Genomic DNA, 15,506 nt, shown 5'->3' on the forward strand with positions numbered 1-15,506 from the left:
TGCGTCACGTCAGGCCGATTGACTGGGAAGGATGACCGACACGGTCGTGCCGCCGCCCTCGCGATCGGCGATGGCGATGCGGCCGCCCATCATCGTCATCAGATGCCGGCAGATGGTAAGGCCGAGGCCGAGCCCGCTCGCATCCTTGGTCAGGACCTCCTGGCCGATCGAGAAGGGCTGGTCGAGATTGCTCTTGATCGCGCCGGGCACGCCGGGGCCGCGATCGCCGATCTCGATATGCAGCTGGGCCTCCAGGACGCGCCAGGAAATGTCGACGCTGGCGCCCTTGGGCGAGTAGCGCAGCGCGTTGGCGATGACATGGCCGAGTACCTTGCTGAGCGCGCTGCGGTCCAGTTCGCAGCTGCGCGCCTCCGCGCCCTCATGCAGCACCAGGGTTATGCCAAGGCGGGCCGCTTCGTTCGTGTATAGCTCGCACTGGTACTCCAGCAATTCCTTGAGGTCGGTCGGCTCCCAGACCAGGCGGCGGCGGCGGGAATCGAGCTGGCTGAATTCGAGGATGTCATCGACCAGGGCGGCCAGGCGGCGGCCGGCATCGAGAACGTCCTGGAGATAGGCGGGCGGCACCTTTTCGCCGTTGTCGAGGGCGCGCAGCGACAATTCGCTGAAGCCGATGATGGCATTGAGCGGGGTGCGCAGCTCGTGGCTGACATTGGCGAGAAAGCGCGACTTGGCATGCGCGGCGGCCATCGCCGCCTCGCGCTGTTCGAGATAGTCGACATTGAGGATCTCGAGGTCGCGCGTCATCGCCTCGAGGCGGTTGTTGGCCTCCTGCAGCTGGCGCAACCGGTCATAGGCCCTGATCGCGGTGGCGACCGAGGTGAACAGCCGGGCGCGGGAGAGCTCCGACTTGGTGCGATAGTCGTCGATGTCGTAGTCGCGGATGACGTCGCGTTCGGGCGCATAGCCCGGATGGCCGGTGCGCAGGATGATGCGCGGCACGCTGAGGCCCAGCTGGTCGCGGATGAAGCGCACCAGCTGCAGGCCGGCATCGTCGGTCTCCATCACCACATCCAGCAGGATGACGGCCGTCTCGTTGGGTGCTGCCAGCATGCGCTGCGCTTCGGCCGCGGAATAGGCGTGCAGGAAACTGAGCCCGCGCCCGTTGATGCGTTCGGCGCCGAGGGCGAATTCGGTCGAGAGATGAACGTCCTGGTCGTCGTCGACGATCAGGATCTGCCATGGTTCGGCGCTGCCGCCCGCGGGTTCGGCGGCAAAGACGTCCCGGGCGTCAGAGTTGTCTTGGAGTGCCGCGCTCAAGATCGCGTCCAATCCTCTGATTGTTTTCCTAGGTCGCTGGCGACCTCCCGCCGTTACGATGGCAAAAGTTCGTTAACGCAAACTAAACGTTTGCGCCAATGGCGGGATCGAGGGGGCGGCTGTCACCGAAGAAAATCCTGCGGTAACCGGCCGCAGGAGCGCCGGATCACCGCATCAATGGCCGGTATCAGTTGTATTTCAGCTCCCCGGCACGCCCTTCGAGGTGGAATATTCGAAATGCAGGGCCTCGCCCGGATGCACCAGCGGGTGGGCGGCATGGGCCGCCATGGCGGCTTCCGAGAACCCGCACAGGATCAGCTTCAGCTTGCCGGGATAGGTGGCGATGTCGCCCACCGCGAAGATGCCCGGCGTATTGGTGGCGCAATTCCTTTGGTCGACCGCGATATGGCTGTGCGACAGGTTGAGGCCCCATTTGGCGATCGGCCCCAGATCCATCGCGAGGCCGAAGAAGGGCAGCAGCATGTCGGCCTCGAGGCGCCGGATCTCACCTTCCAGCGTGGCGACGTTGACGGCCGAAAGCTGGCCGTTCTCGCCTTCCAGCGAGTGCAGCTGATAGGGCACCACCAGTTCCACCTTGTCGGTCTTGGCGAGTGCCTCCATGCGGGCGACCGATTCCGGCGCGCCGCGGAATTTCGGGCGGCGGTGGATGACATAGATCTTCTCGGCCAGTTCGGCGAGCGAGATGGTCCAGTCGAGGGCGGAATCGCCGCCCCCCGCGATGACCACGCGCTTGCCGCGGAAATCCTCGCGCCGCTTGACGAGATAAAAGACGCTTCGGCCCTCGAATTCGGCCAGGCGCTCCAGCGGCGGCCGGTTCGGGCCGAAGGCGCCGCAGCCGGCGGCGATGATGACGGCGCGGGCGTCGATCCTTGTCCCCGTGCTGGTTTCCACCAGCCAGCGCTCGCCATTGGGAGTCAGTTTGTCGACCTGCTGGCCAAGGTGATAGACCGGATGGAAGGGGGCTGCCTGTTCCTCGAGCTTCCGGATGAGATCGGCGGCATCGATCGCGGGATAGCCCGGAATGTCGTAGATCGGCTTTTCCGGATACATGGCGACGCATTGGCCGCCGGTCGATTCCAGCGCGTCCACCACATGACAGCGCATTTTCAGCATGCCGCATTCGAACACGGCGAAGAGGCCCACCGGTCCGGCGCCGATAATGACCACGTCCGTCTGCTGAATGCCGCTCATGCGATCCTCCCGAAGTGACTGCCCGAAAACCCGGCCGGGCCTCCTTTAGCACAATGTATTTTCGTGGCAAATCCATGCTGACAATGCGCATTGCGGCGGCGTCGCAAGGGGGCTACAAACCGGCGCCATGACGCCAGTTCCGGGATCTTCCATCGCCGTGATAACGCTTGCAGACGAGGCCGCCACGCGGCGGGCCGCCGCCCTGCTGGCGCAGCTTGTCCGGACCGGCGACGTGATTGCCCTCCATGGCGATCTCGGCGCCGGCAAGACCACATTCGCGCGCGGGTTTATCGCCGCCCTGGCACCCGCGGAGGAGGCTGTGCCGAGCCCCACCTTCACCCTGGTGCAGACCTATCCCTCGGCGCGGGGCGAGATCTGGCATTTCGACCTCTATCGCCTGAAGCGGGCCGACGAAGCCTGGGAGCTTGGCATCGAGGAAGCCTTTGCCGCGGGCATCTCGCTAATCGAGTGGCCGGAACGACTGGGGTCGCTCTTGCCAAGCAACCGCCTCGACGTGACTCTGGCGCCGGGCGTGGGTCCCGAGTCGCGCCGTCTGCTGCTCGCCGGCGCGGGCGACTGGCGGGAACGGCTGGCCGGGATCGAACAGGCATGGGCGACAGCAGCGAGGCAGGCATGAACCAGATCACCCCGAACGCTTCCGAGCGCGCGGCCCGGCGCGACCGCTTCCTGGCCGATGCCGGCTGGGGCAAGGCCGAGATCAGGCTGCTGGCGGGCGACGCCTCGTTCCGCCATTACGACCGCCTCACGCTCGACGGCCGCACGCGCGTGCTGATGGACGCGCCGCCGCCGATGGAGGATGTGCGCCCCTTCCTCCGCATCGGCCGCCTGCTGAAGGATCTCGGCTTCAGCGCACCGGAGATCTATGCCGCCGATACCGAGGCCGGCTTCCTGCTGCTGGAGGATCTCGGCGACCGCACCTATACGCGCGAGCTCGATGCCGGCGGCGATGCGGAGGCCCTCTATGCGCTCGCCACCGACACGCTCATCGCGCTGCACGACCGGATGCCGCCGGTCGAACTGGATTCGCTGCCGGTCTTCGACGAGGCGCGGGCCTTGCGCGAGGTGCAACTGCTGCTCGACTGGTACTGGCCGGCCCATTTCGGGGCGCCTGCGCCGGAGGCCGTGCGTGCCGAGTTCGTCGCCGCCTGGCGCGAGGTCCTGCCACGGCGCCTCGATGTGCCGCAGAGCATCGCCCTCTTCGATTTCCACGTCGACAACCTGCTGGTGCTGAAGGAGCGCAAGGGGATCGAGGCCTGCGGCCTGCTCGACTTCCAGGATGCCGTGCTGGCGCCGATCACCTTCGACCTCGTCTCGCTGCTGGAAGACGTGCGCCGCAACCTGCCCTGGGATCTGATGGGGCGCATGATCGACCGCTACCTCGCCGCCAATCCGGCAATCGCGCGGGAGAGGTTCATGGCCGCCTACGCCGTCATCGGCGGCCAGCGCAACACCCGCATCGCCGGCACCTTCGCGCGCCTGCTGAAGCGCGACGGCAAGGAGTGGTACCAGCGCTTCATGCCGCGCGTCTGGGAACTGATCGCCCATGACATCGCGCATCCCGCCATGGCACCGGTCGCCGCCTGGTATGCGCGCCACCTGCCGCCCGGCGAGCGCGGCGCCATCGCCGCCCAATGATCGACCGCCTGATGATCGACCGCCCAATGATCGACCGCGTGATGATCGACAAGGAATTCCCCGCTTGAGCAAACCATCCTTCACCGTCCCGCACACCGCCATGGTCATGGCGGCGGGGCTTGCCACCCGGCTGCGGCCCATCACCGATTCGCTGCCGAAGGCGCTGGTGCCGGTGCTGGGTGTGCCGATGCTGGATGTCGTGCTCAACCGTTTGCGGGATGCCGGTGTGAAGCGCGTCGTCATCAACCTGCATCACCTCGGCGAGCAGATCCGGGCGCATCTCAAGGACCGCGCCGATCTCGAGATCCTCTATTCCGAGGAGACGGAAATCCTCGAGACCGGCGGCGGCATCGTGCAGGCCCTGCCGCTTCTCGGTGACGATCCCTTCTTCACGGTCAATGCCAAGATCATCTGGCTCAACGGCAAGACCGATGCCCTGCATCGCCTTGCCGCCGCCTGGGACGATGCCCGGATGGACGCGCTGCTCCTGCTGCAGCCGACCGTGACGGCGGTGGGCTATGACGGCATCGGCGATTTCACCCTCGACCAGGAGGGCCGCGTGCGCCGCCGCCGCGAGTGGCAGGTGGCGCCCTTTCTCTATGCCGGCATCCAGATCTGCCATCCGCGTCTGTTCCGCGATGCGCCGCAGGGCAAGTTCTCGACCAACCTTCTCTGGGACCGCGCCATCGAGCAAGACCGGCTCTATGGCCTGCGCCATGACGGCGAGTGGTATCACGTCTCGACCCCGCAGCATCTCGCCGAGGTCGAGCGGCATTTGAGCTTTCACGGCATCAGATTCTAGGCCAAGCTTCCCGCGACATGGGGAGCCCCTCTTGACTCTGTTCGACCGACCCTCGCGCATCTGCAGCATTCCGACCGGCACCAGCTTCGTCGATGCGCTGGCGCACGGCCTCCTCGTCGAACATGCGGCCGATCCCCTGGCGCTCGCCCGCGTTACCGTGCTGCTGCCCAACCGGCGCGCCTGCCGCGCCATGCAGGAAGCTTTCCTGCGCTTCGGTGCCGCCGGCGAGTTCGGCCTTGGCCGGCCGCTGATGCTGCCGCGCCTGATGCCGCTCGGCGATCTCGACGAGAGCGAGATCGGCCTGCAGGGGCTGGCGCTCGATCTCGCCCTCGGCGACGCGCTGGCGGACGAGTTGCCGCCGGCGATCTCGCCCCTGCGGCGGCAGATGCTGCTGGCCGGGCCGGTGCGGCGCGCGGCGGAAAGGAGCCTCGGCACGGTCATGCCGCTCGAGCAGGCGGTGCGCCTCGCCGGCGAGCTTGCCCGCCTGCTCGACCAGGTCGAGACCGAACGGCTGGATTTCGCGGCGATCGAGGCCGTCGGCCCGCTCGAAGGAAACCTGGCCGAGCACTGGCAACTGACCCTCGAATTCCTGCGCATCCTGCTCGACCACTGGCCGGCGATCCTGGTCGAGGAGGGGGCCACTGATCCCGCCCGGCGGCGCAACCTGCTGCTGGCCCGTCAGGCCCGGCTGTGGCGCGAACGGCCGCCCGCCGACATGGTGATCGCCGCCGGCAGTACCGGCTCGATTCCCGCCAGCGCCGATCTCATCGCCACCATCGCCGCCCTGCCGCGGGGGCTGGTCGTGCTGCCGGGGCTGGATCTCGCCGTCGAGGCGGAAACCTGGAGCGGCATCGCGGCCGATCCAGCGCATCCGCAATTCGGCCTCGCGCAATTGCTGGAGCGCCTCGCTGCCGCGCCGGGCGATGTCTGGCTGTGGCCGCATCGGCCGCCGGATACGGCCGCGCGGGCGGCGCCCGCCAGCCGCGCGGCCATTGTCAGTGCCGCCCTGCTGCCGGCCACGGCCACGCATGACTGGCCGAAGATCGCGGCCGGTCTGCGCCAGCCGGAAGGGCGCGCGCAGCTCGCCTGGGCCGAGGTAACGCGGATCGACTGCCAGACCGAGCAGGAGGAGGCGGCCACCATCGCCCTGCTGCTGCGCGAGGCAGTGACGCAGCCGGCACCCTATCGCGCCGCCCTGGTGACGCCGGATCGCGGCCTCGCCCGGCGCGTGGCAGCGGAACTCGGGCGCTGGGGCATCGTCATCGACGATTCCGCCGGCACGCCGCTCGGTCAGACGGCGCCTGGCCTCTATTTCAACCTGATTGCGGCGGCGCTGGCCGAGGAACTGGCGCCGGTGCCGCTGCTGGCCCTCCTGAAGCACCCGCTGACGGCGCTTGGCCTCGATCACGCCGCATGCCAGGCGCTGGTGCGGCTCCTCGAGCGGCACGTGCTGCGCGGCGTGCGGCCGGGGCCGGGCATGGCCGGGCTGCGCGCGGCCGTCGCCGCCGCCGAATGCGCCGACGAAACCCGGCAGGCGATCGTCGCCTTCATCGACCGCCTTGCCGCCGCGCTGGATGGGCTCGGCGACTGGCAACGCGATCTTCCCATCGATCTGCGGATCGAACGTCACCTGCACTGCGCGGAAGCGCTGGCGGAACGACCGGGCGAAAGCGGCGCCGCGGCGCTCTGGCGCGGCGAGGCGGGCGAGGCGCTGGCCGGCTTCGTCGACGAATGGCGCCGCGCCGCCCGCGGTCTCGATGCCGTGCCGGCGGCGAGCTATGCGGCCCTCCTTGCCGAATTGACACAGGCGATCGACGTGCGGCCGCGCTACGGCCTGCATCCCCGGCTCTTCATCTGGGGTCCGCTCGAGGCCCGGCTGCAGCAGGTCGATTTGATGATCCTCGGCGGTCTCAACGAAGGCATCTGGCCGGGCGAGGTGCCGGTCGATCCCTGGCTCAGCCGGCCGATGCGCCGCGCCTTCGGCCTGCCGGCACCCGAACGCAAGATCGGTCTCGCCGCCCATGACTTCCAGCAGGCGCTGGGTGCCCCGCGCGTCGTCATGACGCGGGCGCAGCGCGTCGGCGGCAAGCCCAGCGTGCCGTCGCGCTGGCTGCTCCGGCTCGACGCCTTCCTGCGCGCGCTCGGCATCGTCCTACCGGTCGAGGGGCCCAGCCTCTATCGCGGCTGGCAGGCACGGCTCGACCGGCCGGAAGCGCCGGCGGTGCCGATCGCGCGGCCGGCACCCCGGCCCGGCGCCGCCTATCGCCCCAGCCGGCTCTCGGTCACCGAGATCGAAACCTGGATGCGCGACCCCTACGCGCTCTATGCCAGGCACATCCTGAAGCTGCGCGCGCTCGATCCGCTCGACCAGGAACCGGGTGTCGCCGACCTCGGCTCGCTGTTCCACGAGATTCTCGATCGCTTTCTGGGCGATGTCGGCCTGCCGCTGCCGCCGGATGCCGAGGCGCGGCTGATCGATCTTGGCCGGCAGCATTTCGCTGAGCACCTCGCGCGACCCACCGCCTGGGCCTTCTGGTGGCCGCGCTTCCTGCAGGTGGCGCAATGGTTCGTGGCCGAGATGAAGGAACGCGAAGCCGGCATCGCTGCCATCGCCACCGAGACGCGCGGCCGCCTCGAGATTGGCGAAGTGACGCCACCCTTCACCCTTACTGCGAAGGCCGACCGCCTCGACCGGTTGGCGGATGGCAGCCTCGTCCTCATCGATTACAAGACCGGCGCCCTGCCGAAATCGCCCGACGTCGTTCTCGGCTTCGCTTCGCAATTGCCGCTCGAGGCGGCGATGGCACTGCGCGGTGCCTTCCCGGGTCCGGCCGTGACCAGCGTGGCGGCACTGGAATACTGGCATCTGAAGGGCGGCCGCGAGGGCTGCCGGACCGAGCGGCTGAAGCTTCCCAATCGCGGCGGCGAGGCCGACCCGATGCAGCTGGCGGCCGAGGCCTATGCCGGCCTCGTCGGTCTGGTCACCACCTACGGGCGGGATGATGCCGCCTATATGGCGCAGCCGCGCGCCGCCTTCGCCCTGCGCTACAACGACTACGACCATCTGGCGCGGATCGCCGAATGGGCCAGCGAGGCGGACGAATGAACGACGCCGCGCCGATCGATCCGATCAAACTGGCGACCGCCGAGCAGCGCCGCGCCGCCGATCCGGCGGTCTCCGCCTGGGTTTCGGCCTCGGCCGGCTCCGGCAAGACCCAGGTGCTGCGCGATCGCGTGCTGCGCCTGCTGCTGGAGGGGGCGGCACCCGAACGAATCCTCTGCCTCACCTTCACCAAGGCGGGGGCCGCGGAAATGGCCAACCGCATCGCCACCACGCTGGCGGAATGGGCGGCCATTCCCGATGCCGAGCTCAAGTCGGCGCTCACCCGCCTGCTGGGCAATGCCGGTCTGGCTCGCTACATGGTGGTGGCGCGCGGCCTCTTTGCCCGCGTGCTGGATGCGCCGGGCGGGATGCGCATCGAAACAATCCACGCCTTCTGCCAGTCGCTGCTGCGGCGCTTCCCGCTGGAGGCGCGCGTAGCACCGCATTTCCGCCTGATCGAAGAGCGCGATGCCGCTGCCCTGCTCAACCAGGCGCGCGAGGCCCAGTTCGAGGCGGCGCGCGCGAGCGGCGACGCCGATCTGGCGGCCGCACTTGCCCATCTCGTCGCCGGCAGCGGCGAAATGCGCCTCGACAAGACCGTCACCGCGCTGCTTGCCGACCGCGCGCGCTTTGCCGGTTTCATGCAGCGCATGGCCGATCTGCCCGCCTACCGCCGGGCGCTCGCCGGCCTGCTCGGCATCGATCCCGCTCTCGACCGCGACGCCTTTCTCGAACGCCAGCTGGCCGACGCGGCATGCGATGCCACCAGCCTGCGTCAGGCGATGCAGGCGTTGATGCAGGGCAGCGATTCGGACGCAGAGCGGGCGCGGATCTTGGCTGAATTCCTGGCGGCGGATATTGCCGGGCGTGTGGCGCGGTTCGACGCCTATTTCTCGCTTTTCATCACGCAGAAGGGAGCAGTCAAGGACGACAAGTTTCTGGCGACGGCAAAGGCCGCCAAGGCCATGCCGGGCATCAAGGAGGTGATGAAGAGCGAAGGGCAGCGCCTGCTGGGCGTTGCCGCGCAGCTCAACGCCATCGGTATCCTGGCCGATTCCGTCGCCCTGGTGACCCTCGGGAGTGATCTTTACCGGCGTTTCCAGCAGCTGAAGGCGGTGACGGCGGCGCTGGATTTCGACGACCTCATCCTGGCGGCGCGCGATCTCCTGCGGCGGCCCGGTGTCGCTCCCTGGGTGCTCTACAAGCTCGACGGCGGAATCGATCATGTGCTGATCGACGAAGGCCAGGATACCAGCCCGGTGCAGTGGGAGATCATCAAGGCACTGACCGACGAGCTGATCGCCGGCAGCGGCGCCGAACGCAGCGCCGATGGTGTTGCCCCGATGGCACGCTCGATCTTTGCGGTCGGCGATTTCAAGCAATCGATTTTCAGTTTCCAGGGGGCCGAGCCGCAGGCCTTTCTCGCGGCGCGCGCGCATTTCCGCGAGCGCCTGCGCCCGGCCGATGACAAGCGCGACACCCGGACCCGCTTCGAGGACGTTCCGCTCATCGTCTCGTTCCGCTCCAGCCCGGCGGTGCTGCAGCTGGTCGATCGCGTCTTCGCCGGTCCCGCTGGCGCCGGCGTGATCGCGCCCGGCACGCAAGGCCGGCACATCCCGGCGCGAGCCGGCGCGGCGGGCCTGGTCGAATTATGGCCGCGCGCCGTACCGCTCGCCGCCAGCCAGCCCGAACCCTGGGCGGCCCCCAGCATCGATGCCGATCCCGGCGATCCGGCCACCCGGGTGGCCCACGCGATCGCCGATCATGTGGCCGAGATGCTGCGCCGGGGCGAGATGCTGCCCTCGCAGGATCGCCCGGTGGCGCCGGGGGACATCATGGTGCTGGTGCGCTCGCGCACCGGCTTCGTGCCGACCCTGGTGAAGGCGCTGAAGGCGCGCGAGGTGCCGGTCTCCGGCATCGACCGCCTGGCGCTGCTCTCGGAACTGGCGGTGCGCGATCTGGTGGCGATGATCGATTTCCTGCTGCTGCCGGAGGACGACCTCAACCTCGCCTCACTGCTGAAAAGCCCGCTCGTCGGCCTCGGCGAGGATGACCTCTTCGCACTCTGCGTCGCCCGTGGCGAGTCGTCACTCTGGTGCCGGCTGGAAACTGCCGCCGCGCGCGATGCGCGTTTCGCCGCGGCGCGCGATTTCCTTACCGGCTATCTGGTCCGGGCCGAGACGCTCACCCCCTACGGCCTGCTGGCCGATCTGCTCTCGGCCGGTGGCGGACGGCGCAGGCTGTTCCAGCGGCTCGGCCTGCAGGTCGGCGAGGCGATCGACGAATTGCTCAACCTCGCCCTTGCCTTCGAGGCGAACAACCATCCCGCATTGCAGGGCTTCCGGCAATGGCTGGAGGCGGGCGAGGCGGTGGTGAAGCGCGAACTGACCGAGGATGGCGGCGGCCAGGTGCGCATCATGACGGTGCATGGCGCCAAGGGGCTGCAGGCGCCGATCGTCTTCTTGGCCGATGCGCAGCGCCAGCGGCCGGCGCATAGCGGCGTCTTCTGGCTGGGTGCGGCGGATGCCGGCCTGCCGGCCTGGGTCCAGCGCAAGGAGCTGGATGTGGCGGCGACGGCGGCGGCCCGCGCCGCGATCGACCAGCGCGCACAGGAGGAGGAGAACCGCCTGCTCTACGTCGCACTCACCCGCGCCGAGGACCGGCTCTATGTCTGCGGCTGGCGCGGCCTCAGGGGCGGGAGCAATCCATGCTGGCACGATCATGTTGCGGCGGCGCTTGGCGCATTGCCGGGTGTCGAAACCGCGCCGGCCGATTCCTGGCGGCCGGAAGCGGGCTGGGAAGGGGCGTTCCATCGCTTCGCCAATCCGCAGCAGGACCCGCCGAAGATGGCTGGAACCAAGGCAGGTCTGGCACTTGATCTCGTTACCCCACTGGCGCCCTGGGCGCATGCACCCGCCGCCGCCGAGCCCGACCCGCCGCGTCCGCTCATCCCGACCCGGCCCAGTGCCGCCCTGGAGGCGGTATTGGGTGCCGAGCCGCCGGTCATCTCGCCGCTCGACAATGCGGCCGATGGCGGCCGCTTCCAGCGCGGCATCCTCATCCACAAGCTGTTCCAGATGCTGCCGGATATCGATCCCGCAATCCGGCGCGGGGCGGCGCGCCGCTGGCTCGACCAGGTCAACCGGCCGAGTGGCCTGATGGCCGGCGCGGAGGTGCTGGACGCGATCGTTGCCGAAGTCATGGCCGTGCTGGAAGACCCCGTCTTCGCCTTCCTCTTTGCGCCGGGATCCCGCGCCGAGGTGCCGATCGTGGCCGACCTGCCGCGCGCCGATGGCGGGCGCGACATCCTCTCCGGCCAGATTGACCGCCTGGTGGTCGCGGAATCGACCTGCCATATCATCGATTTCAAGAGCAACCGGCCGCCAGCCATGCAGCCTGAGCAGGTCTCGCGGCAGTATCTCCGGCAGCTGGCTCTGTACCGATCGGCGATCCAGGGAATTTATCCAAATCATACAATCCATTGCTACCTGCTCTGGAGCGCCTTGCCGCGCCTCATGCCGATCCCCGGCCACCTCCTGGAAAGTCATGCGCTGGGCGCAGGCCTGGGGTCCGGCAGTGTGCCCGCGCCTTGACGCTCGGCGGGGGGCTTCATAGATTCGAAGCGATCGGGCGCCGGAATCACAGGGATCATGGCGCCCTTCATGTGTCTAACCGGACGGGTCAAGGTGCCTCTCGCGCCGACCGGGTCCAATGGGAAGGAAGACGGGATGAGCACGACCCATGTCAGCGACGCCAGCTTCGAGGCGGACGTCCTCAAATCCAGCGAGCCGGTGCTGGTGGATTTCTGGGCCGAATGGTGCGGCCCCTGCAAGGCGATCGCGCCGGTGCTGGAGGAGATCGCCCAGGAAATGGGCGGCAAGCTCAAGATCGTGAAGGTCGATATCGACCGCAATGCGCAGACGCCGAAGAAATACGGCATCCGCGGTGTCCCCACCCTGATGCTGTTCAAGGACGGCCAGGTCGCCGCCACCAAGGTCGGGGCCGAGCCGAAGCGCAAGCTGCTCGAATGGGTGAATTCGAACATCTGACGGCGCCGATACCGGGCTGCCAATGAACCCCGCCGGGACTGGCCCGGCGGGGTTCTGTTTTTGGGCGATTGCATGCTTTGGCCGCTTGCCGGCCGCCACTTGCCGATTGCACCGGCGCGGCGCAAGCTCGGTTCGGGGCACGGATTGGCAAAAAGACGGCGGTCGGGCCATGCGATGCGGCGCCTGCAATGCCGAGAACCGGGAGGACCGTCGCTTCTGCGCGGCCTGCGGCGCGCCCCTGCCGTTTCCCTGTCCCGCCTGCGGCTTTGCCAATGATCCCGGCGACGGCTTCTGCGGCGGCTGCGGGCGCGGCCTCCTTGGTGCCGGCGCCGCGCACGAGATGCCGGCCGAACGGCGCCCGGTCAGCATCCTGTTCGCCGATCTCGCCGGCTATTCGGCCCTGGCGCAACGCGCCGATCCGGAGGACGTCCACGCCCTGCTGGCGCGTTTCTTCGCGGTCGCCGACGATATCGTCCTCAGGTTCGGCGGGCGCATCGACAAGCATATGGGCGACAATGTCATGGCGCTGTTCGGGGCGCCGGTGGCGCATGGCGACGACCCGCGGCGCGCGGTCGGCGCGGCGTTGGCAATCCACGCCGCCATGCCGGCCCTGGCGGCGGAAACCGGCCATGACCTCAAGGTCCATATCGGCATTGCCGTCGGCGACGTCCTCGCGAGCGGCCTCGGCAGTGCGGCGCACAGCAGCTATACGGTCATCGGCAATGCGGTCAATCTGGCGGCGCGGCTGATGGAACTGGCGCCGCCGGGCGAGACCCGGGTCTCGGCCGAGATTGCCGCCGCCGTGGCCGGCCATTGCCAGGTGACGCCGCTCGGCCGCCAGGCGGTCAAGGGCATCGGCGCGGAGGTGGAAATCTTCCGGGTGGCCGAGGCGGCGCCGGTGGAAGGACAGGATGCGCGCGACATCGTCGGCCGGCGTGCTGAGATCGCGCAGATCGCCGGGCTGCTGGCAGCCTGCCGCCAGGCCATGACCGGCCTCTGCCTTCTCATTCGCGGTGTCCCCGGAATCGGCAAGTCGCGCCTGCTGGAAGAGGCCCTGCGCCAGGCCGGCGTGCTGGGCTATCGACCGGCGCTGGTCCGCATCCTCGATTTCGGCGCCGGCCGCGAGCGCGACCCGATGTGCCAGCTGGCCCGGGCGCTGCTCGATCTGGTGCTGCTCGACCTGGCGCCGGCCGCATCCGCCCTCACCCCCTTGCAATTGGCCCTGATCCGCGACCTCGCCGACCGGCCGCTCGCGGCCGAGGAACAGCAACTGGTCGCGGCCATGGACCATGCCGCCCGCGCCGGCTTGCGGGTCGAGGCGCTGGCCGCCCTGCTGGCCGGCCTGGCCGCGCCGGTGCCGCTGCTGCTGGCGGTCGAGGACATACACTGGGCGGATGCGGGCGTACTCGATCTCCTGGCGGTTCTCACCGAACGCGTGGCTGGCCTGCCGGTCGTCATCGTGCTCACCAGCCGCCTCGACCCCGATCCGATCGATGCCGCCTGGCGGGCCCGCCTCCATGACGGCCGCATCGTCACGATCGATCTCGCGCCGATGACCGAGGCGGAGGCGCTGGAGATGTCGCGCCAGATCGCCGCCGATCTCGACGCCTTCGCGCGCCAGTGCGTGGTACGGGCGGAGGGCAATCCGCTGTTCCTCGAGCAGTTGCTGCGCAGCCGGCTGACCGGCGAGGCCGACGACCTGCCGGCATCGCTGCGCAATGTCGTGCTGGCGCGGCTCGACCAGTTACCGGAATCCGAACGCCTCGCCTTGCAGGCGGCCTCGGTCCTCGGCCAGCATTTCGATGCTGCCGATCTTGCCCTTCTGCTCGAGCGGCCGGCATTCGATCCGGCGCCTATGCTGCGGCGCCAGCTGCTGCGCCCGGTTGCCGGCGGCTATCTCTTTGCCCATGCGCTGGTGCATCACGGCATCTATTCGACCCTGACGCGAGAGCGGCGCCGCGCCCTGCACAACCGGGCGGCCGGGCTCTTTGCCGAGCGCGATCCGGTGCTGCATGCCGAGCATCTCGACCGCGCCGAGGCGGCGGGGGCCGCCCTGGCCTATGCCCGCGCCGCCGAGAATGAAGCCGCCCGGTATCATCTCGACCTTGCCAAGCGCCTGGCGGCGCGCGGCCTCGAACTGGCGCAGGACGACGCGGAGCTGGTCCGCCTCGGCCTGGTCGCCGGCCGCTGCCATCTCGACATCGGCGAGGCGCTGCCGGCGCAGGCGGCCTTCGGCCGCGCCCTGGCGGCGGCAATGGCACCGCTTGACCGCTGCCTTGCACTCATCGGCCTTGCCGCCAGCGACCGGCAGCTCGGCAATCTCGAGGCGGCACTCGCCAATCTGGCAATGGCCGAGCCGGTTGCACGGCAAGCGGATGACGCATCCCTGCTGGCCGAGATCAGCTATCTGCGCGGCAACCTGCATTTTGCCGTCGGTGCTGCCGATTCCTGCCTGCAGGCGCATGAGATGGCACTCGCCGCGGCACGGCGCGCCGGGGCGACGGAATGGCTGGCGCGGGCCGAAAGCGGCCTCGGCGACGCCAATTACATGCTGGGCCGCTATGCCGAGGCGGAAGGACATTTCAGTGCCAGTGTCGCCACCGCCGAGGCGGCCGGGCATTTGCGCATCATCTGCGTCAATCGCTGCATGATCGGCAATTGCCACGTCTTCGCCTGCCGGTTCGACGAGGCGCTGCAGCATGTCGCGCTGGCGCAGGAGGCGGCCGCGCGGATCGGCGACCGCTTCGGCGAGATGTTCGGCCTGGAATGCCGCGCCTTCATCCTGATGGCGGCGCATCGCTGGGCCGAGGCGGCGGCACCGGCGGAGGCCGCGATGCAACGCGCCGCCGCGATCGGCGCGCGCCGCTTCGAATCGATCACCGCGGCGATCCTGGCGCGGGCGCGTCTGGAGGCGGGCGAGCGGGATGCGGCGCTGGCCCTCTCGGCGCGGGCCCTGGAACTGGCCGAGGCGACCGGCATCGGTTTTGCCGGCGCCATCATCGAGAGCATCCGCGCCGGCATCCTCGGCCCGGGGGCCGACGGGCGCGCCGCCGTCGACCGCGGCGAGCGCCTGCTGCTGGCGACCAGCATGGCGCACAACCACATCTTTTTCCGGACCTTTGCCATCGACTGGGCGATCGCGGCCGGCGATTGGCCGCTGGTCGGGCAGCATGCCGAGAGCCTGGCCGCATTCACCGCGTCCCGGCCGTCGGCCTATACCGATATCGTGATCGAACGGGCGCGGCTGTTCTCGCGTTTCGGGCGCGACGCGACCGCGGCAGCGGCGCGCGAAGCCCTGGCGGCGCTGGCCGTGCGCACGGGCGAATTGGGTTTCGCGCTGCGCTTTCCCGCCTAGGGCAGAACACGCCCAGCCGGATTCACGGCAAGTCGTTCAAGTTGTCATGGC

The 15,506-nt window shown here is 69.2% G+C and carries 9 protein-coding genes; 7 read left to right on the forward strand and 2 right to left on the reverse strand.

The annotated features are described in order from the left end of the window. Positions 1 to 9: 9 nt before the first annotated feature. Together A8950_RS08480 and A8950_RS08485 are read right to left on the reverse strand one after the other, a co-directional pair. Positions 10 to 1,278, reverse strand: coding sequence for an ATP-binding response regulator (locus A8950_RS08480; protein ID WP_133613187.1), 1,269 nt, complete (start codon positions 1,276 to 1,278; stop codon positions 10 to 12). Positions 1,279 to 1,476: 198 nt separating this feature from the next. Further along, positions 1,477 to 2,490 carry an NAD(P)/FAD-dependent oxidoreductase gene (locus A8950_RS08485; protein ID WP_133613188.1) on the reverse strand — a complete coding sequence of 338 codons (1,014 nt, stop codon included), beginning with the start codon at positions 2,488 to 2,490 and terminating at the stop codon, positions 1,477 to 1,479. 157 nt (positions 2,491 to 2,647) lie between these two features. Here A8950_RS08485 and tsaE point away from each other — a divergent pair, with 157 nt between their 5' ends. From tsaE to A8950_RS08520, 7 genes are all read left to right on the forward strand, one after another. Further along, positions 2,648 to 3,127, forward strand: a complete 480-nt coding sequence (gene tsaE / locus A8950_RS08490; RefSeq protein WP_407644229.1) for a tRNA (adenosine(37)-N6)-threonylcarbamoyltransferase complex ATPase subunit type 1 TsaE — start codon at positions 2,648 to 2,650, stop codon at positions 3,125 to 3,127. Then, positions 3,100 to 4,146: an aminoglycoside phosphotransferase family protein gene (locus A8950_RS08495; RefSeq protein ID WP_133613190.1), complete on the forward strand. Its 1,047-nt coding sequence runs from the start codon at positions 3,100 to 3,102 to the stop codon at positions 4,144 to 4,146. The genes tsaE and A8950_RS08495 overlap by 28 nt, the downstream gene beginning before the upstream one ends. Before the next feature lie 64 nt (positions 4,147 to 4,210). Then, complete coding sequence (locus tag A8950_RS08500) at positions 4,211 to 4,948, forward strand: nucleotidyltransferase family protein (protein WP_243735567.1); 738 nt, start codon at positions 4,211 to 4,213, stop codon at positions 4,946 to 4,948. Between the two features lie 31 nt (positions 4,949 to 4,979). Next, a complete protein-coding gene (gene addB / locus A8950_RS08505; protein ID WP_243735568.1) occupies positions 4,980 to 8,054 on the forward strand; it encodes a double-strand break repair protein AddB in 3,075 nt (1,024 codons plus the stop codon). Then, entirely contained in the window at positions 8,051 to 11,644 is a 3,594-nt protein-coding gene (gene addA, locus A8950_RS08510; protein WP_166645068.1) for a double-strand break repair helicase AddA, read from the forward strand. Before addB ends, addA begins: the two co-directional genes overlap by 4 nt. 135 nt (positions 11,645 to 11,779) lie before the next feature. After that, positions 11,780 to 12,100: a thioredoxin TrxA gene (gene trxA / locus A8950_RS08515; protein ID WP_133613192.1), complete on the forward strand. Its 321-nt coding sequence runs from the start codon at positions 11,780 to 11,782 to the stop codon at positions 12,098 to 12,100. Positions 12,101 to 12,269: 169 nt separating this feature from the next. After that, positions 12,270 to 15,455 carry an adenylate/guanylate cyclase domain-containing protein gene (locus A8950_RS08520; protein ID WP_166645069.1) on the forward strand — a complete coding sequence of 1,062 codons (3,186 nt, stop codon included), beginning with the start codon at positions 12,270 to 12,272 and terminating at the stop codon, positions 15,453 to 15,455. Positions 15,456 to 15,506: the final 51 nt, after the last annotated feature.

This window comes from Dongia mobilis, assembly GCF_004363235.1.
Classification (GTDB): Bacteria; Pseudomonadota; Alphaproteobacteria; order Dongiales; family Dongiaceae; genus Dongia; species Dongia mobilis.

Excerpts from the sequence above, each read along its gene's own strand:
- A8950_RS08485 (WP_133613188.1), bottom strand. The coding sequence starts at position 2,490 with ATGAGCGGCATTCAGCAGACGGACGTGGTCATTATCGGCGCCGGACCG.
- A8950_RS08495 (WP_133613190.1), top strand. The coding sequence starts at position 3,100 with ATGGGCGACAGCAGCGAGGCAGGCATGAACCAGATCACCCCGAACGCT.
- trxA (WP_133613192.1), top strand. The coding sequence starts at position 11,780 with ATGAGCACGACCCATGTCAGCGACGCCAGCTTCGAGGCGGACGTCCTC.
- addA (WP_166645068.1), top strand. The coding sequence starts at position 8,051 with ATGAACGACGCCGCGCCGATCGATCCGATCAAACTGGCGACCGCCGAG.
- A8950_RS08520 (WP_166645069.1), top strand. The coding sequence starts at position 12,270 with ATGCGATGCGGCGCCTGCAATGCCGAGAACCGGGAGGACCGTCGCTTC.